This is a genomic window from Cellulosimicrobium sp. KWT-B (genome assembly GCF_002127155.1).
Taxonomy (GTDB): domain Bacteria; phylum Actinomycetota; class Actinomycetes; order Actinomycetales; family Cellulomonadaceae; genus Cellulosimicrobium; species Cellulosimicrobium funkei.
The window spans coordinates 1,250,221-1,264,628 of record NZ_NEDO01000001.1; the positions used below are offsets into that span (position 1 = coordinate 1,250,221).

A 14,408-nucleotide genomic window follows, 5' to 3' on the forward strand; every position below is an offset into this window, starting at 1 on the left:
GGTCGCCCGGGTCAGTGGTGGAAGTTGGAGCGCTGGCCCTCGGTCGGCATCGGGCCGGTGAGGGCGTCGAGGAGCGCGACCTCGTCGCGCAGGTCCGCGAGGAACGCGGACGCCAGGTCGTGGCTGAAGCCGTTGCGCACGACGACGCGCTGGACGGTGAGGTCCGTGAGGTCGTCGGGCATGGGGTACGCGGGCACGAGCCAGCCCTTGGTGCGCAACCGCTCCGACAGGTGGTAGAGGTCCCAGTTCTTCGTGTGGCCCTCGCGCAGGCGCCAGGCGAACACGGGGATGTCCGAGCCGTCGTTCCACAGCTCGAACGCGGGCATCTTCGCGATCTCGCCGGACAGGTAGAGGGCGACGTCGCGCGACGTGCGCTGCACGGCCTCGTAGCCGGTGCGCCCGAGGCGCAGGAAGAGGTAGTACTGGAGGAGCACCTGCGCGCCGGGGCGCGAGAAGTTGAGGGCGAACGTCGGCATGTCGCCGCCGAGGTAGCTCACGCGGAACACGAGGTCCTCCGGCAGCGACTCCGTGTCGCGCCAGACGACCCACCCGAGGCCCGGGTAGACGAGGCCGTACTTGTGGCCCGAGGTGTTGATCGACGCGACGCGGGGGACGCGGAAGTCCCACTCGAGGTCGGGCTGGAGGAACGGGGCGACCATCGCGCCCGACGCGCCGTCGACGTGGATGGGCACGTCGAGGCCGGTGGACTCCTGGATCCGGTCGAGGGCTGCGGCGATCTCCGTGACCGGCTCGTACATGCCCGTGTAGGTCACGCCCATGATGGCGACGACGCCGATCGTGTTCTCGTCCACGTACGTCTCGAGGTCGTGGCCGTCGAGGACCTTGTGGTCCTCGGAGATCGGGACGTAGCGCGCCTCGACCTCGAAGTAGTTGCAGAACTTCTCCCAGCACACCTGGACCGCGCTCGAGAGCACGAGGTTCGGGCGATCGGTGGGCTTGCCGGCGGCGCGGCGGGCGTGCTGCCAGCGCCGCTTGAGGGCGAGACCGCCGAGCATGCACGCCTCGGACGAGCCGATGGTCGACGTCCCGATGGTGTGCTCCGGGTCGGGCGCGTGCCACAGGTCGGCGAGCATCGTCCAGCACCGCGTCTCGACGGCCGCCGTCTGCGGGTACTCGTCCTTGTCGATCATGTTCTTGTCGGCGGCCTCGAGGTACAGCCGCGCGGCGTGCTCGTCCATCCACGTGCCGACGAACGTCGCGAGGTTGAGCCGCGCGTTCCCGTCGAGCATCGCCTCGTCGTGGACGATCTGGTACGCCGTCTCTTGGAGGGACTCGTCCTCGGGGAAGCGGAACTTGGGCAGCGCCGTCGCCTCCCCGGGTCTGGCGAAGACCGGGTTGAGCTCGACGACGTCGGGTTCTCCGGTGTGCCTCTCGGCCCGGCGCGTGTTCGTGACCATGTCCGCCCCCTCGGGTTGGTGTGGCCGCGGACCTGCGGCCGCTCTCCCGACGGTACGACCGCGGTCCCGGGACCGCCTCTGGGCGGGTGAGATAGACAACACCTGTTGCTTAAGTGATTGCCTCGGCGTAGCGTCGAAGACGACACAGCGCACGGCACGACGCGGAGGAGGTGGCCGTGGACAAGCGCACCGCCCGCACCGCCGCGGCCCTGCGGACCGCGATCCTCGCGCTCGCCGCGGAGCAGGACGTCACCCGGCTCACGGTGTCCGCCGTCGCGGCCCGCGCCGGGATCAACCGCGTGACGTTCTACGACCACGCGTCGAGCCCGTCCGAGCTCCTCGCGCGCGTGCTCGGCGCCGAGCTCGACGCGATCCGCGACCGGTTCTTCGCCGACGTCCGGGCCGCCGAGACGGCCGACGACGTCGCCGCCCGCTCCCGCGAGGTCGTCGACCACTGGAGCCGCGCGCTCGTCGTGCACGTCGAGGCCCACCTCCCCGTCTACGAGCGCGCGCTGGAGGGTGGCCTCAGCGCGCCGCTGTTCCGGCTGCTCGCGAGCCACGTCACCGGCACGCTCGTCGAGCACCTGCACGCCCACCCGGGCCTCCTGCCGTCGGCCCCGGCCGGCACCCCGGCCGGAGTCCCGGCCGGAGTCCCGGCCGACCCGCCGGCCGGAGCCGCGACCACCGCGACGGCCGACGTCGCGGCGCGCGCCTTCGCGACGTACGTCGGCTTCGGCACGGTCGGCGCGCTCGAGGTGTGGCTCGCCACGCCCCCTCCCCGTGACCCCGGGCTGTTCCCGAGGGTCGCCCGAGACGCCCTGCCCGCCTGGTGGACCACGCCGTCGCCCTGACGAGCCGTCCCCTCCGCCGGTCGACCGCGGTCCCCGGCGGGCAGGTGCGCACCACACCCGCGCGACGACGCCCCCGCTCACGAGGCGGGCCGACGCCGCCGTGCCCTGCAAGGAAAGGAGCCCCACCATGGGCAGCACTCCCGGAAGGGTGCAGAACAAGGTCGCGATCGTCACCGGCGGCACCGGCGGCATGGGCGTCACGAACGCGCGCGCGCTCGTCGCCGAGGGCGCGAAGGTCGTGGTCGCTGACCTCGACGACGCGAAGGGCGAGGCGCTCGCGCGCGAGCTCGGCCCCGACGCCCGCTACGTGCACCTCGACGTGACGAGCGAGGACGAGTGGGCGGCCGCCGTCGCGGCCACGCTCGACGCGTTCGGGCGCGTCGACGTGCTCGTCAACAACGCGGGCATCGCCAACGGCGGCCCCATCACGGAGTTCGACGTCGCCGCGTGGCGCCGGATCATCGACATCAACCTCACCGGCACGTTCCTCGGGATCCGCGCGGTGTCGCCGATCATGGCGAAGGCCGGCGCGGGGTCGATCATCAACATCTCGTCGGTCGAGGGCATGCGCGGGAGCGCGGGCCTGCACGGCTACGTCGCGTCGAAGTTCGGCGTCCGCGGGCTGACGAAGTCCGTCGCGCTCGACCTCGGCCCGTACGGCGTGCGCGTCAACTCGGTGCACCCGGGGTTCATCTCGACGCCCATGACCGCGTCGCTCAACCCGGACGATCTGCTCATCCCGCTCGGCCGCCCCGCGGCGCCCGAGGAGGTCTCGCGCATGATCGTCTTCCTCGCGAGCGACGAGGCGTCGTACTCGACGGGCTCGGAGTTCGTCGTGGACGGCGGCCTCATCGCCGGCGTCCCGTCGAAGAAGGGCCACGGCCAGCTCTGACCCGGCCGCGGCAGGCCCGGTCGCGGCGGGCCCGGTCGCTCAGTGCACCGCGGCCGCGCACGCGACGCAGGTCCGCGCCGTCGGGCGCGCCTCCAGGCGCCCGGCGGCGATCTGCTGCCCGCACCCCGCGCAGACGCCGTAGGTCCCCGCGTCCAGGCGCGCGAGGGCGGCGTCGACCTCCTCGACCCGCGCGGCCGCGTCGCGCGCGAGCGCGTCCACCTGGGCGCGCTCGAACGCGATCGTCGCGCCGTCGGGGTCGTGCTCGTCGTCCGCGTTGGAGTCGCGGGACGCCTCGACGATGCCCGCGACGTCGGCGCGCAGCGCCCGCAGGCGCTCCGACGCCTCCGCGCGCACGGCGAGCAGCCGCTCGCGCGCGGGCCGCGGGTCGAGCGGGTGGCCGGGGACCTCGGGTGGTGTCGTCATCACCCTCCTCAACGCTCGGGACGGGGTGAAACCGTCCCGGACGGGGACTCCTGCCCACGTCCGCCGCATGACAGCGGCGGTCCGCGATGGAAGAGTGGAACCGCCCGGCCACCCCGGGGCCACCGCGCGGACTCGCCCTCGCGGTGGGCGACCGACGGCGAGACCACGGGGGTCGGCATGAGCACGGTCGTCGTCTTCGAGGAGTTCGGCGGGCCCGAGGGCCTGCGGGTCGACGACGAGAAGGTCGGCGCTCCCGGCCCCGGCCAGGTGCGCGTCGCGAACCGCGTCGTCGGCGTCAACCCCGCGGACCTCAAGCGGCTCGCCGGCACGTTCGGTGGCCGCGTCCCCGGCGTGCTGGGGTTCGAGGCGGCCGGGGTGGTCGACGCCGTGGGGCCCGACGTCCCGGACCTCGCCCCCGGCGACGAGGTCGTGTGGCACGGCACGGGCGCGCAGCGCGAGCTCTCGCTCGTCCGCGCCGACCACGTGCGGCGCAAGCCGTCGTCCGTCCCGTTCGACCAGGCCGCGGTCCTGCCCGTCGCGGCGGCGACCGCGTTCTCCGCGCTCGTGCAGGCCGACACCGGCGAGGGCGACGTCGTGCTCGTGCACGGCGCGAGCGGGGGCGTCGGGTCCGCGGCGGTGCAGATCGCGACCGCGCTCGGCGCCCGTGTCGTCGGGACGGCCTCGCCCGCGAACCACGACTACGTGCGCGACCTCGGTGCGACGCCCGTCGCGTACGGCCCGGGGCTCGTCGACGCGGTCCGCGCGCTGCCCGACGGGCTCGACGAGGTGAGCGTCGTCGTCGACCTCGTCGGCACGGAGGAGACCGTGGCCGCGACCGTCGCGCTCCTGGGCGAGCACCTCTCCCCCGCCGACGCCGACGACCCGCCGAGCGCCGTGACCGTCGTCGGGACGGACGCCTCGCGCGCCGCCGGGATCGCCGACAAGGTCGACGCGAAGGGCGCCCTCGACGAGGTGCTGGCGCTCGCGGAGGACGGGCGGCTCCGGGCGGAGGTCTCGGCCCGGTTCCCGCTCGCCGAGGCCGCGGAGGCGCTGCGCCTCGTCGCTGAGGGGCACGTGCGGGGGAAGGTCGTCCTCGACGTCGTGTGACGCGGCGCGCTCCTTTGTGACGCTGAGCACAAGCTCACCGCACGAGCCGCGGGATTCCGCGGCTCCCGCCACGGCGACCGCTCAATCTTCTTGCGCCCCGCGTGCGCCAGAGTGTGGAATCGTTAGCATGCGTAAGCTTCTTGCCGCCACCGCGGCGCTCTCCTGTGCCCTCCTGCTGGCGTCCTGCGCCTCGCCGACCGACCCGGCGAGCGACGACGCGGCGACCACCCCCGCGACCGAGACCACGACCGAGGCGGCCCCCGAGGTCACGCCGGCCGTCGTCGCCGTCACCACGACGTGCAGCACCTTCTACGGCGGCGAGTACTCCGCCGAGCGCCTCGTCACCGAGACGACGCCGCTGCTCGCCACGCCGGACGACGAGGACGCCGCTGCCGCGATCTACACGACGCGCGAGCGCATCGCCGCGGTGCAGAACTTCGCCGACCCGGAGCTCCAGGAGAACCTCAACGGGATCAAGGCGCCCTTCGAGGCCGCCGTCCAGGGCGAGACGGTCAGCACGTCGAAGCTCCAGGCGTCGCTCGACGCGTTCCGCGCCCAGTGCGTCGAGGCCGGGTACGCGTTCGCGTCCTGACGCCACGCGCCGCGGTCCGGACGGCCCGTCCCTCGTCGGGGGGCGGGCCGTCCTCGCGTCCGGGGCCCGCTCGCGCCCGGGGGCGCGCCGGTGCCGGGCTCGTCGCGACCTGAGGCGGGCGGCGAGGCGCCGCCCGGCGTGGGAGCATCCGACCATGCCCGTCGTCGAGTCCTCGCTCGTGGTCCCCGTCGACCCCGCGACGGCGTTCGCCGTCTCGCAGACGACGGGCGCCGTCCGCCTGCGCTGGGACCCCTTCATCCGCCACCAGCACTTCCTCGACGGCGCGACCGCGCCCGCGAAGGGCGTGCGGACCTTCACCCGGCACCGCAGCGGGCTGTCCATGGTGAGCGAGTACGTCTCGTACAACCCGCCGACCAACGTCGGCATGCGCATGGTCCGTGGCTCGTGGTTCTTCGAGAACCTCGCGGGCGGCTGGCGCTTCGCGCCCGACCCGGCCGGCGGCACGCGCGCGACGTGGCGGTACAGCTTCCGGTGCCGGCCGCGCTGGCTCGCCCCGGTCGCCGAGCGCGTCGGGTCGTGGGTGCTCCAGCGCGACGTCGACCGGCGCATCGCCGGCTTCGCGCGCGGGTGCGCCGACCCGGTCGTGCTCGACGCGGTGCACGACGGCGCCTGACGCCCGCGTCTGCGCCCGTCCGCCGCCGCGCGGCACCCGGGGCCACGCGGCCCGGCACCCCGGGACGACGTCGCCCGGCACCCCGGTCGGACGCGGCCCGGCCGCGCGCGGCGTAGCGTGCGACGCATGGGCCCGCTCGACCGCCGCCGCCCCCGGGCGTTCCTCGCCGTGGTGCTCGCGGTGGTCACGGTCGCCGGCACGGCGGGCGCGACGCACGGCCAGCCCGGTGCCCGGCCGCTCGACGCGGCGGCGCTCGCGCTCCTCCTCGTGCCCCCGCTCGCCCTCGTGCTCCTCGTGCGGTGGCCGGTCGTCGCCGTCGTCGTGTCCGTGGGTGCCGCGGGCACGTTCCTCGTCGCCGGGTACGCGTGGGGCCCGGTGCTCGCCGGTCCCGTGGGCGTGCTCGTGGGGGTGCTGCTCAGCGGACCCGCGGTGCGCGCGCGCCGGGTCGCGTGGGGCGGGGCGGTGCTGCTGGCGGGTGCGGTGGTCACGGCGGCGGCGCTCCGCCCGGACGCGCCGCCCCCGGCGACGCTGCTCGGCGGGACGGCGTGGACCGTCGTCGTGCTGCTCGTCGCCGGGACGGTCCGCGACCGGTCCGCGCGCCTCGCCGCGGCGCGCGAGGCCGAGCGCCTGGCGCGCGCCGAACGGGAGCGGACCGCCGTCGCCGACGAGCGCCTGCGGATCGCGCGCGAGGTCCACGACGTGCTCGCGCACTCGCTGTCCGCGATCACCGTCCAGGCGGGCGTCGGGCTGCACCTGCTCGACCGCGACCCCGAGCAGGCCCGCGGTGCGCTCACCGCGATCCGCGCCGCGAGCACGGAGGCGCTCGACGAGGTGCGCGCGGTGCTGGGCGTCGTGCGCGGCGACGCGGGCGACGACGGCGCGCCCCTCGCCCCGACGTGGGACCTCGCGGCGCTCCCCCGGCTCGTGCGTCAGGCGGAGGGCGGCGGCCTCGCGGTCGCGCTCGACGTCGACCCGGCCGCCGCGGGACTGCCCGACCGGCTCGCGGGCGTCGTCTACCGCGTGGTGCAGGAGTCGCTGACCAACGTGCGTCGGCACGCGCACGGTGCCACGCGGGCGGACGTGCGGGTCGCGGTGCGTCCCGCGCCGCACGGCACGGTGACCGTGACCGTGACCGACGACGGCGCCGCCCCGGGCGCGGAGCCGGAGCCGGGCTACGGCCTGCGGGGCATGCGCGAGCGCGTCGAGAGCGTCGGCGGCTCGCTCTCCGCCGGCCCGGCGCCGTCCCCCTCTGGACGTGGCTTCCGCGTGCGGGCAGTCTTTCCCTGGCCGGGCTCCCCGCCCGGGCCGGGCACCGCCGGACGGTCCGACGCGGCCGACGACGCACCGCCGCAGCGCGAGGAGGCACCGTGATCGACGTCGTGCTGGCCGACGACCAGGCCCTCGTGCGGGGTGGCTTCCGCGCGCTCATCGACTCCGAGGACGACATGCGCGTCGTCGCGGAAGCCGCGACCGGCGACGACGCGGTCCGCCTCGCGCTCGAGCACCTGCCCGACGTCGTGCTCATGGACATCCGCATGCCCGGTCTCGACGGCCTGGAGGCGACGCGGCGGATCGTCGCCGATCGGGCGGCGTCGCACGTGCACGTCGTGGTCGTGACGACGTTCGAGCTCGACGAGTACGTGACCGACGCGATCCGCGGCGGCGCGAGCGGCTTCCTCGTCAAGGACACCGAGCCGGTCGACCTCGTCCGGGCGGTGCGCGTCGCCGCGCGCGGCGACGCGCTGCTCTCGCCCACCGTGACCCGGCGGCTGCTGTCGCGCGTCGCGGACGCGACGCGCGCCGTCGGGCCGGTGCGTGGTGTCGAGGAGCTCACGCCGCGCGAGCACGAGGTGCTCGTCGCGGTCGCGGGCGGGCTGTCGAACGAGGAGATCGCCGGGTCGCTCTTCCTGTCGGAGTCGACCGTGAAGACCCACGTCTCGCGGGTCATGGCGAAGCTGGGCGCGCGGGACCGGGCGCAGCTCGTCGTCGCGGCGTACGAGTCGGGCGTCGTCCGTCCGGGCTGGGCGGGCTGAGCCTCCGACCGCCGCGGGGGTACCCGGGGACGAGCGAGGTCGGCACGCCCGGGTGACGACGCGGCGTCGGGCGGGCGCGAGCCTGGGGGTGCGGCCGGCGGACGGCCGCCCTCGCCGGGACCGGCGAGGCGCACCGACACCGGAGGTCGTCATGCTCACCGCACTCACCGGGGCCGCCGGCGCGCTCCCCACGGACGCCGTCGCGTCGTGGGGGCACGCCGGCTGGGGGCCCGGGCCGTGGTGGTTCGTGTTCCCCCTGCTGTGGTTCCTGCTCTTCGCGTCCGTGGTCTTCCTCGTCGCCCGCCGCGCGCGGCGCGGCTGGGGTCCGGGCGGTCCCGGCGGCTGGCGCGCCCCCGGCCCTGACCCGGTCGCGATCCTCGGCGAGCGGTACGCGCGCGGCGAGATCGACGAGCAGGAGTACCGCTCGCGCCTCGCCGTCCTCCGGGAGGGCCACCCCCACCCCTGACGCCGAAGACGACGTTGCTGCCGTCATCCCGCGGACAACGGCAGCAACGTCGTGCTCGACGGCGAGGAATCGCCTGGTCGGCGTCAGGCGGAGGCGCCCACGCGCTCCTTGGTGCCCGACGGCGCGGCCTCCCCGGCCTCGGCCGGCGCCAGGGACTCCGTGGTCGCCTCGGACGACGCGTCGTCGTCCTCGTCCACGAAGAGGTCCTCGGCCGTGGCGGCCTCGTACTGCTCGAGGTCGAGGATGCCCTCGCGCTTCGCCACGATCGTGGGCACGAGCGCCTGGCCCGCGACGTTCACCGCGGTGCGGCCCATGTCGAGGATCGGGTCGATCGCGAGCAGCAGGCCCACGCCCGCGAGCGGCAGGCCCACGGTCGAGAGCGTGAGGGTCAGCATGACGATCGCGCCGGTGAGGCCCGCGGTCGCGGCGGAGCCGACGACGGACACGAACGCGATGAGCAGGTAGTCCGTGATCGACAGGTCGATGCCGAAGATCTGCGCGACGAAGATCGCCGAGATGGCCGGGTAGATCGAGGCGCAACCGTCCATCTTCGTGGTCGCGGCCAGCGGCACGGCGAACGACGCGTACTCGCTCGGCACGCCGAGGTTGCGCTCGGTGACGCGCTGCGTCACGGGCAGCGTGCCGATCGAGGAGCGCGAGACGAACGCGAGCTGGATCGCGGGCCATGCGCCCCGGAAGTAGCTCGAGATCTTCAGGCCGTTGGTGCGCAGCAGGATCGGGTAGACGACGAACAGCACGACCGCGAGGCCGACGTAGATCGCGACGGCGAACCACGCGAGCGACGCGAGCGACGTCCAGCCGTACGCCGCGATGGCGTAGCCGATGAGGCCGGCGGTGCCGATCGGCGCGAGGCGGATGATCCACCACAGCACCTTCTGCACGATCGCGAGCGCGGAGCGGTTGAACGCGAGGAACGGGTCCGCCTTCTTGCCCGACTTGAGCGCCGCGATGCCGATGACCAGCGCGACGACGAGGATCTGCAGCACGTTGAAGCTCACGGACGTCGACGCTGCTCCGGTGAGCGCGCCGTCGTCACCGGTCTCGAGGCTCGTCGAGGCGCCGAGACCCAGGACGTTGCCCGGGATGAGGCCGTTGAGGAAGTCGAGCCACGTGCCGGTGCGGCCCGGCTCGGAGGCCGCGTCGAGCGAGACCGACGCGCGGTTGCCCGGCTGGAACAGCAGGCCCAGGCCGATGCCCACGGCCACGGAGATCGCGGCGGTGATGGCGAACCACAGCAGCGTCTGACCGGCGAGGCGCGCGGCGTTGGTGACGGTCCGCAGGTTCGCGATCGACGCGACGATCGCGGTGAAGATCAGCGGCGGCACGACCGCCTTGAGCAGCGTGACGAACGACGAGCCGATCGTGTCGAGCGTCGTGGTGAGGCCGTTGGGGACCTCGCCCGCGGCGTCCTGCGGGCCCATGGCGAGGGCGAGGGCACCGAGCCCGACGCCGACCGCGAGACCGAGCAGGATCTGCACGCTGAACGAGGGGAACCGGCGCTTCTTCTTCGCGGGCGCGGAGGCCGGAGCCTGCTTCGCCTGCGGGTCGGCCTGCGGGGAGGCCGTCGAGGGGGTCGAGGACACGGAGGACCTTTCGGGGTGACGCGGGCGCACGAGCGCCCGCTCTCGGGAGAGGGGCTCGGGACGTCGTCGCGGGGCGCCGGCAGCAGCGCGGCCCGGGCAGGGACGCAGGCACGGAGGTGGCCTGCGGCCTGACGGGGGCGCGCCACGCGCGTCAGCGGCTCAGGTCGCGAGGCGACCCGGGGTCCTGACGGGTGTGCGGAGGCGGGGAGGCGTCAGCGGCGACGGGGGGTCAGCGACACAGCGCGCTGGCGACTCGACGGAGGTCGACGTCGCGGCGCTGGGTGAGCTGCCAGGCAGGCACGCTGACGAACACGGAGGTTCTCCCGGAACGGTGGGTTCTCGCTGGACGCGGGCATACGGACGCCCGCGGCAACCGATCATACCCGCTCGTGGACAACCGTCCGGCGGCCGGACCTATTCCGGCCGCCGGAGAGCGGCGGGCGTCAGGCGTTCGGCGCGTCGAGGAACGCGTGCATGAGCGGCCCCGCCGTGACGGCACCGCCCTCGCCCGTCTCGACGAACACGGCGACCGCGAGGTCGCCCTGCGTCGCGATCATCCACGCGTGGGACTGGCTGCCGTCGCCGTACTGCGCCGTGCCCGTCTTCGCCCCGGGCTCGCCCGGCAGGTCCTGGAGGATCGACGCCGAGCCGTCCGTGACGACGCCGCGCATGAGCTCGCGCAGCGTCGCGGCCTCCTGCTCGGTGAGGGTCGAGGCGGGCTGCTCCTCGGCGACGGTCTGCACGTCCGGGTGCACGAGGACCGGCGCCACCGTGCGCCCGGCGGCGACGCTCGCGGCGACCGTCGCCATCGCGAGGGGCGACGCCTGGACCTTGCCCTGCCCGATCATCGACGCGGCGTGCTCGGTGCCCTGCGAGTCCGTCGGGACGTCGCCGAAGAACGCGGGCGCGCCGAGCTCGGACTCGACGCCCAGCCCGAGCGAGGCGGCGGCGTCGTGCAGCGCCTGCTGGGACACGGCCTCCCGCTGCCCGATCATCGCCGTGTTGCACGAGTTCGCGAACGCCGTGCGCAGCGGCACGTCGCCGAGCGCCGCCGTCGGGTAGCCGGGCACGTTCTGGAACTCGCGGCCCTCGACGGTCAGCGTGGGCGGGCACGAGACGGTCGTGTCCGGGGTGAGGCCCGCGCGCAGCATCGCGAGCGTCGTCGCGACCTTGAACGTCGAGCCCGGCGCGTACTGGCCCGTCGTGGCGGTCGAGAGCCCCTCGCCTGCGGTCGAGCTCGCCGCCGCGAGGACGGAGCCCGTCGAGGGCTGGATCGCGACGATCGCGCTCGGCCCCTGCCCGGCGAGCAGCGCCTCGGCGGCGACCTGCATGTCCGGGCGCAGCGTCGTGCTCAGCGGCACGCCGTCCACCGGCTCGACCGAGAACACCTCCGTCGGCTCCGCGTCCGCGTCCGCCTCGCCCGGCACGACCTCGATCGACAGGCCCGGCACGCCGCGGAGCTGCTCGTCGTACTGCCGCTGGAGACCGGAGATGCCGACCTGGTCGCCCGCGGCGACCGCGCCCTCCGACTCCTCGACGATCTCCGCCGTCGCCTCGCCCACGCGCCCGAGCAGGGGACGCGCGAACTCGCGCGTCGGGGCGAGGGGGATCGCGTCGTCGATGACCGCGACGCCCTCGATGCCGCGCGCCGCGTCGACGTCGACGCCCGCGGTGTCCTCCGCGCGGACGGTGATGGCCTCGACGAACGCCTTCTCCCCGGCGCCCGCGACGCGCTGCGCGTACTCCTCCGGGTCCAGCCCGACGACGCCCGCGAGCGCCCGCGCCGCGCCGTCCCACTGGGCGGAGCCCACGCGCGTCTTGTCGACGCCGATCCGGTAGACGGGACGGTCCTCGACGATGGGGACGTCGTCGGCGCCGAGGATGCCCGCACGGACCGCCGGCACGCGGCTCACCGCGAGCCGGCCGCCCTGGCCGAGCTCGGGGACGAGCACGTCCGGCTCCCACACGACGTCCCAGGCGCCCGGGCCGTCCTCCCCCTCGCCCGGCTCCGCGAACGTGAGCTCCGCCGTGGTGGTGTACTCCCACGCCTGGTCGCCCGCGACCTCCCAGCGGTAGGCGAGTGTCGCCGTCGCGCGGTCCCCCGCGTCGTCGCCCTCCTCGTCGACGTCCACCGACTCCACCTCGACCGTGCGCTCGTACGGCGCGAGCGGCTCGAGCACCGCCTCCAGGTGGCCCTGGACGTCCTTCGCGGCGCCGTTGCGGAACTCCAGCGCGCTCACGTCGCCGGCCTGGAGGGCGTCGGCGAGCGCGTTCGCGGCGTCGGACGCCTCCGGGCGGTCGGGCGTGCACGCCGCGAGGGGCAGGGCGAGGACGGGGACGAGCGCCGCGGCCGTCGTCCAGCGGGCGGTCCTCCCGCGCACCCGGCCGTGCGGGCCGGACCGACCGTGGTCGTGCGCGACGCTGCTCACTCGTTGCTCCCCTGCTCCGTACCGTTCGGGACGAGACGGACGCTACCCGACGGCACCGACGCCCCCGGCACCGACGGCCGGACCGGACCGGTTCGTCCGCCGCTTCTTCACCTCCCGCTCCTCCTCCCCGTCCCGCGGAGCCGCGGCGCGTTCCCCTCTTCCCGCACGGCCGCACGGTGTCCGCGCAGGTGGGCGGGGGTGCGCGCGGGTGCGCGCCGCGATCCCTGGACGATCCTGCGCCTTTCCTGAGGAACAGGTGCGCCAGCGTTGAGGAGGACTCCGTACTTTTCGAGTCATGACTCTCCACACCCCCGAGACGACCCCCGCCCCGCGCCGCGACAAGCGCCGCGCCTTCGCCGCCTTCGGGCTGGCGGCCCTCGCCGTCGGCGGCATCGGGGCGGCGCTCACCAGCGCCGCCTGGACCGACAACGCGTTCTTCACGGCGCCCGCGACGGCCGCGACCTTCGACCTCCAGGGGTCGCTGGACGGAACCACCTGGAAGGACTCGTCCGACCCCGAGGCGATCGAGCTCGTCGTGCCGTCGGACGCGCTCGCGAACCTCCTGCCCGGCCAGACGCGCACGATCGACCTGTGGGTGCGCAACGAGAGCTCGGTGAAGGCCGCGCTCACGTCCAGCGTCCGCTTCGCCTCGGGCTCGACGTTCACCACGAACCCCTCCGCCTCCGTCTCCGGCCTCGCCACGACGCTCGACGCCGCCGGCGGCACGTCCAGCGACCAGTTCCGGCTCACCGTCACGGCACCGAGCGACTGGGCGCCGTCGAACCAGGGGGCCACCGGGACGCTCGTCGTCACGGTCTCCGCCACCGCGACGGCCTGACCCGACGCCGGACGCAGGAGGAGGAGAACCACCGATGCAGGTACTGCGGCGCGGGGCCGTCCTCGTCCTGTGGGTCCTCGCCGCCTTCGGGCTGGTGTGCGGGGCGGTGTGGGGCGCGACCGCGGCGGGCCTCATCAAGCCTCTCGTCGTGATCTCCGGCTCGATGGAGCCGGGGATCATGACGGGCGACCTCCTGGTCGCCCGGCCGGTCCCGGCGGCCGACCTGGCCGTCGGCGACGTGGTGAGCCTGCCCAGCGAGCTGACCGGCGACCTGGTGACCCACCGCGTCGAGGCCGTCGAGCAGACGGGCGACGACCGCTACACCGTCAGCATGAAGGGCGACAACAACGCCTACGCGGACGCCCTGGACTACACCGCCTCGGGCGACGTCTGGAAGCCCGCGGTCCAGCTCGCCGGCTGGGGCACCGCGATCGTGCGCATGACGACGCCCGCCGTGGCGGTCCCCCTCCTCGTCGGCCTGCTCGGCCTGCTCGGCCTCACCCTGCTCGTCCCGCCCGCACCGCGGCGCGCGCCGGTCCGCCGGTGACCGGCGCCCGGAACGGCCGGCGGGCCGGCGCGACGGCCGGTCTGCCGGCCGGGCGCCGCACGCTGAGCATGCTCCTGGCGGTCCTGACGCTCGTGACGGCGTCGTGGTGGGGGGTCGCGCACGCGGCCGTCGGGCCCACGACGGCCGCGTGGACGGACCAGGCACGGGCCGCCGCGCCCGTCTCCGCCGGCCGGTGGCAGACGACGACGGCCGGCACGTGCGTCGCGCGCGGCGAGGGACGCACCGTCCTCTCCGGCTGCACGGTCCGCTCGATCTCGTTCGAGACGTGGGGCGAGCCGGGGAGCCAGGTCCGCAACTACTACGTGGCCTTCACCGTGCCCGCGGGCACGCGGTCGGTGTCCTTCGACGTCGACCTCCGGGCCGCGACCGGCCAGGAGACCTCGTGGCGGTGGAGCGGCGCCCACGTCGTCGCCGGGGGCCAGTTCACCCCGCAGCAGGGCTGGACCTGCGCCGACCTGCCGCGCGTGCGCGGGGAGGGCGCCGACTGGCAGAACCCGATCTACTTCCAGGTCGCCGAGCAGGGCGGCGGGGGCGCGTCGGCCTGCCCGTGACG

At 75.1% G+C, this 14,408-nt stretch carries 15 protein-coding genes; 11 read left to right on the forward strand and 4 right to left on the reverse strand.

What is annotated here, in order from left to right; all coding sequences use genetic code 11:
- Positions 1 to 11 precede the first annotated feature (11 nt).
- Positions 12 to 1,418: a glutamate decarboxylase gene (locus tag B9L22_RS05405; protein WP_086149463.1), complete on the reverse strand. Its 1,407-nt coding sequence runs from the start codon at positions 1,416 to 1,418 to the stop codon at positions 12 to 14.
- 176 nt (positions 1,419 to 1,594) lie between these two features.
- Between B9L22_RS05405 and B9L22_RS05410 the strand changes: the two genes are divergently transcribed.
- Together B9L22_RS05410 and B9L22_RS05415 are read left to right on the forward strand one after the other, a co-directional pair.
- The gene (locus B9L22_RS05410) at positions 1,595 to 2,269 is read left to right on the forward strand and encodes a TetR/AcrR family transcriptional regulator (protein WP_158097150.1); all 675 of its coding nucleotides are present in this window, start codon (positions 1,595 to 1,597) and stop codon (positions 2,267 to 2,269) included.
- A gap of 127 nt (positions 2,270 to 2,396) precedes the next feature.
- Entirely contained in the window at positions 2,397 to 3,161 is a 765-nt protein-coding gene (locus B9L22_RS05415) for a glucose 1-dehydrogenase (RefSeq protein WP_061269402.1), read from the forward strand.
- Between the two features lie 39 nt (positions 3,162 to 3,200).
- Here the strand turns inward: B9L22_RS05415 and B9L22_RS05420 are convergent, their stop codons facing one another.
- The gene (locus tag B9L22_RS05420; RefSeq protein ID WP_086149465.1) at positions 3,201 to 3,584 is read right to left on the reverse strand and encodes a TraR/DksA C4-type zinc finger protein; all 384 of its coding nucleotides are present in this window, start codon (positions 3,582 to 3,584) and stop codon (positions 3,201 to 3,203) included.
- Between the two features lie 177 nt (positions 3,585 to 3,761).
- On the opposite strand from B9L22_RS05420, the gene B9L22_RS05425 reads away from it, so the two are divergent.
- From B9L22_RS05425 to B9L22_RS05450, 6 genes are all read left to right on the forward strand, one after another.
- Positions 3,762 to 4,691: an NADP-dependent oxidoreductase gene (locus B9L22_RS05425; RefSeq protein WP_086149466.1), complete on the forward strand. Its 930-nt coding sequence runs from the start codon at positions 3,762 to 3,764 to the stop codon at positions 4,689 to 4,691.
- A gap of 127 nt (positions 4,692 to 4,818) precedes the next feature.
- Positions 4,819 to 5,283, forward strand: a complete 465-nt coding sequence (locus tag B9L22_RS05430) for a hypothetical protein (protein ID WP_086149467.1) — start codon at positions 4,819 to 4,821, stop codon at positions 5,281 to 5,283.
- Positions 5,284 to 5,437: 154 nt separating this feature from the next.
- A complete protein-coding gene (locus B9L22_RS05435) occupies positions 5,438 to 5,917 on the forward strand; it encodes an SRPBCC family protein (protein ID WP_061268360.1) in 480 nt (159 codons plus the stop codon).
- Between the two features lie 126 nt (positions 5,918 to 6,043).
- Positions 6,044 to 7,288 (forward strand): sensor histidine kinase, encoded by a 1,245-nt coding sequence (locus B9L22_RS05440; protein ID WP_086149468.1) that lies wholly within the window; start codon positions 6,044 to 6,046, stop codon positions 7,286 to 7,288.
- A complete protein-coding gene (locus B9L22_RS05445) occupies positions 7,285 to 7,950 on the forward strand; it encodes a response regulator transcription factor (RefSeq protein ID WP_034656233.1) in 666 nt (221 codons plus the stop codon). The genes B9L22_RS05440 and B9L22_RS05445 overlap by 4 nt, the downstream gene beginning before the upstream one ends.
- Positions 7,951 to 8,101: 151 nt before the next feature.
- Entirely contained in the window at positions 8,102 to 8,416 is a 315-nt protein-coding gene (locus tag B9L22_RS05450) for an SHOCT domain-containing protein (protein ID WP_086149469.1), read from the forward strand.
- An 83-nt stretch (positions 8,417 to 8,499) separates the two neighbouring features.
- Here the strand turns inward: B9L22_RS05450 and B9L22_RS05455 are convergent, their stop codons facing one another.
- Together B9L22_RS05455 and B9L22_RS05460 are read right to left on the reverse strand one after the other, a co-directional pair.
- A complete protein-coding gene (locus tag B9L22_RS05455; protein ID WP_086149470.1) occupies positions 8,500 to 10,020 on the reverse strand; it encodes a dicarboxylate/amino acid:cation symporter in 1,521 nt (506 codons plus the stop codon).
- Between the two features lie 443 nt (positions 10,021 to 10,463).
- Positions 10,464 to 12,449, reverse strand: coding sequence for a penicillin-binding transpeptidase domain-containing protein (locus B9L22_RS05460; protein ID WP_233139735.1), 1,986 nt, complete (start codon positions 12,447 to 12,449; stop codon positions 10,464 to 10,466).
- A gap of 295 nt (positions 12,450 to 12,744) precedes the next feature.
- On the opposite strand from B9L22_RS05460, the gene B9L22_RS05465 reads away from it, so the two are divergent.
- From B9L22_RS05465 to B9L22_RS05475, 3 genes are read left to right on the forward strand one after another with little or no spacing between them, the layout of a single operon-like run.
- Entirely contained in the window at positions 12,745 to 13,287 is a 543-nt protein-coding gene (locus tag B9L22_RS05465) for a hypothetical protein (protein WP_085386826.1), read from the forward strand.
- Between the two features lie 34 nt (positions 13,288 to 13,321).
- Positions 13,322 to 13,834, forward strand: a complete 513-nt coding sequence (locus B9L22_RS05470) for a signal peptidase I (protein ID WP_051027640.1) — start codon at positions 13,322 to 13,324, stop codon at positions 13,832 to 13,834.
- On the forward strand, positions 13,831 to 14,406 hold the full coding sequence (locus B9L22_RS05475) for a hypothetical protein (protein ID WP_086149471.1): 576 nt from the start codon (positions 13,831 to 13,833) through the stop codon (positions 14,404 to 14,406). The genes B9L22_RS05470 and B9L22_RS05475 overlap by 4 nt, the downstream gene beginning before the upstream one ends.
- Positions 14,407 to 14,408 lie beyond the last annotated feature (2 nt).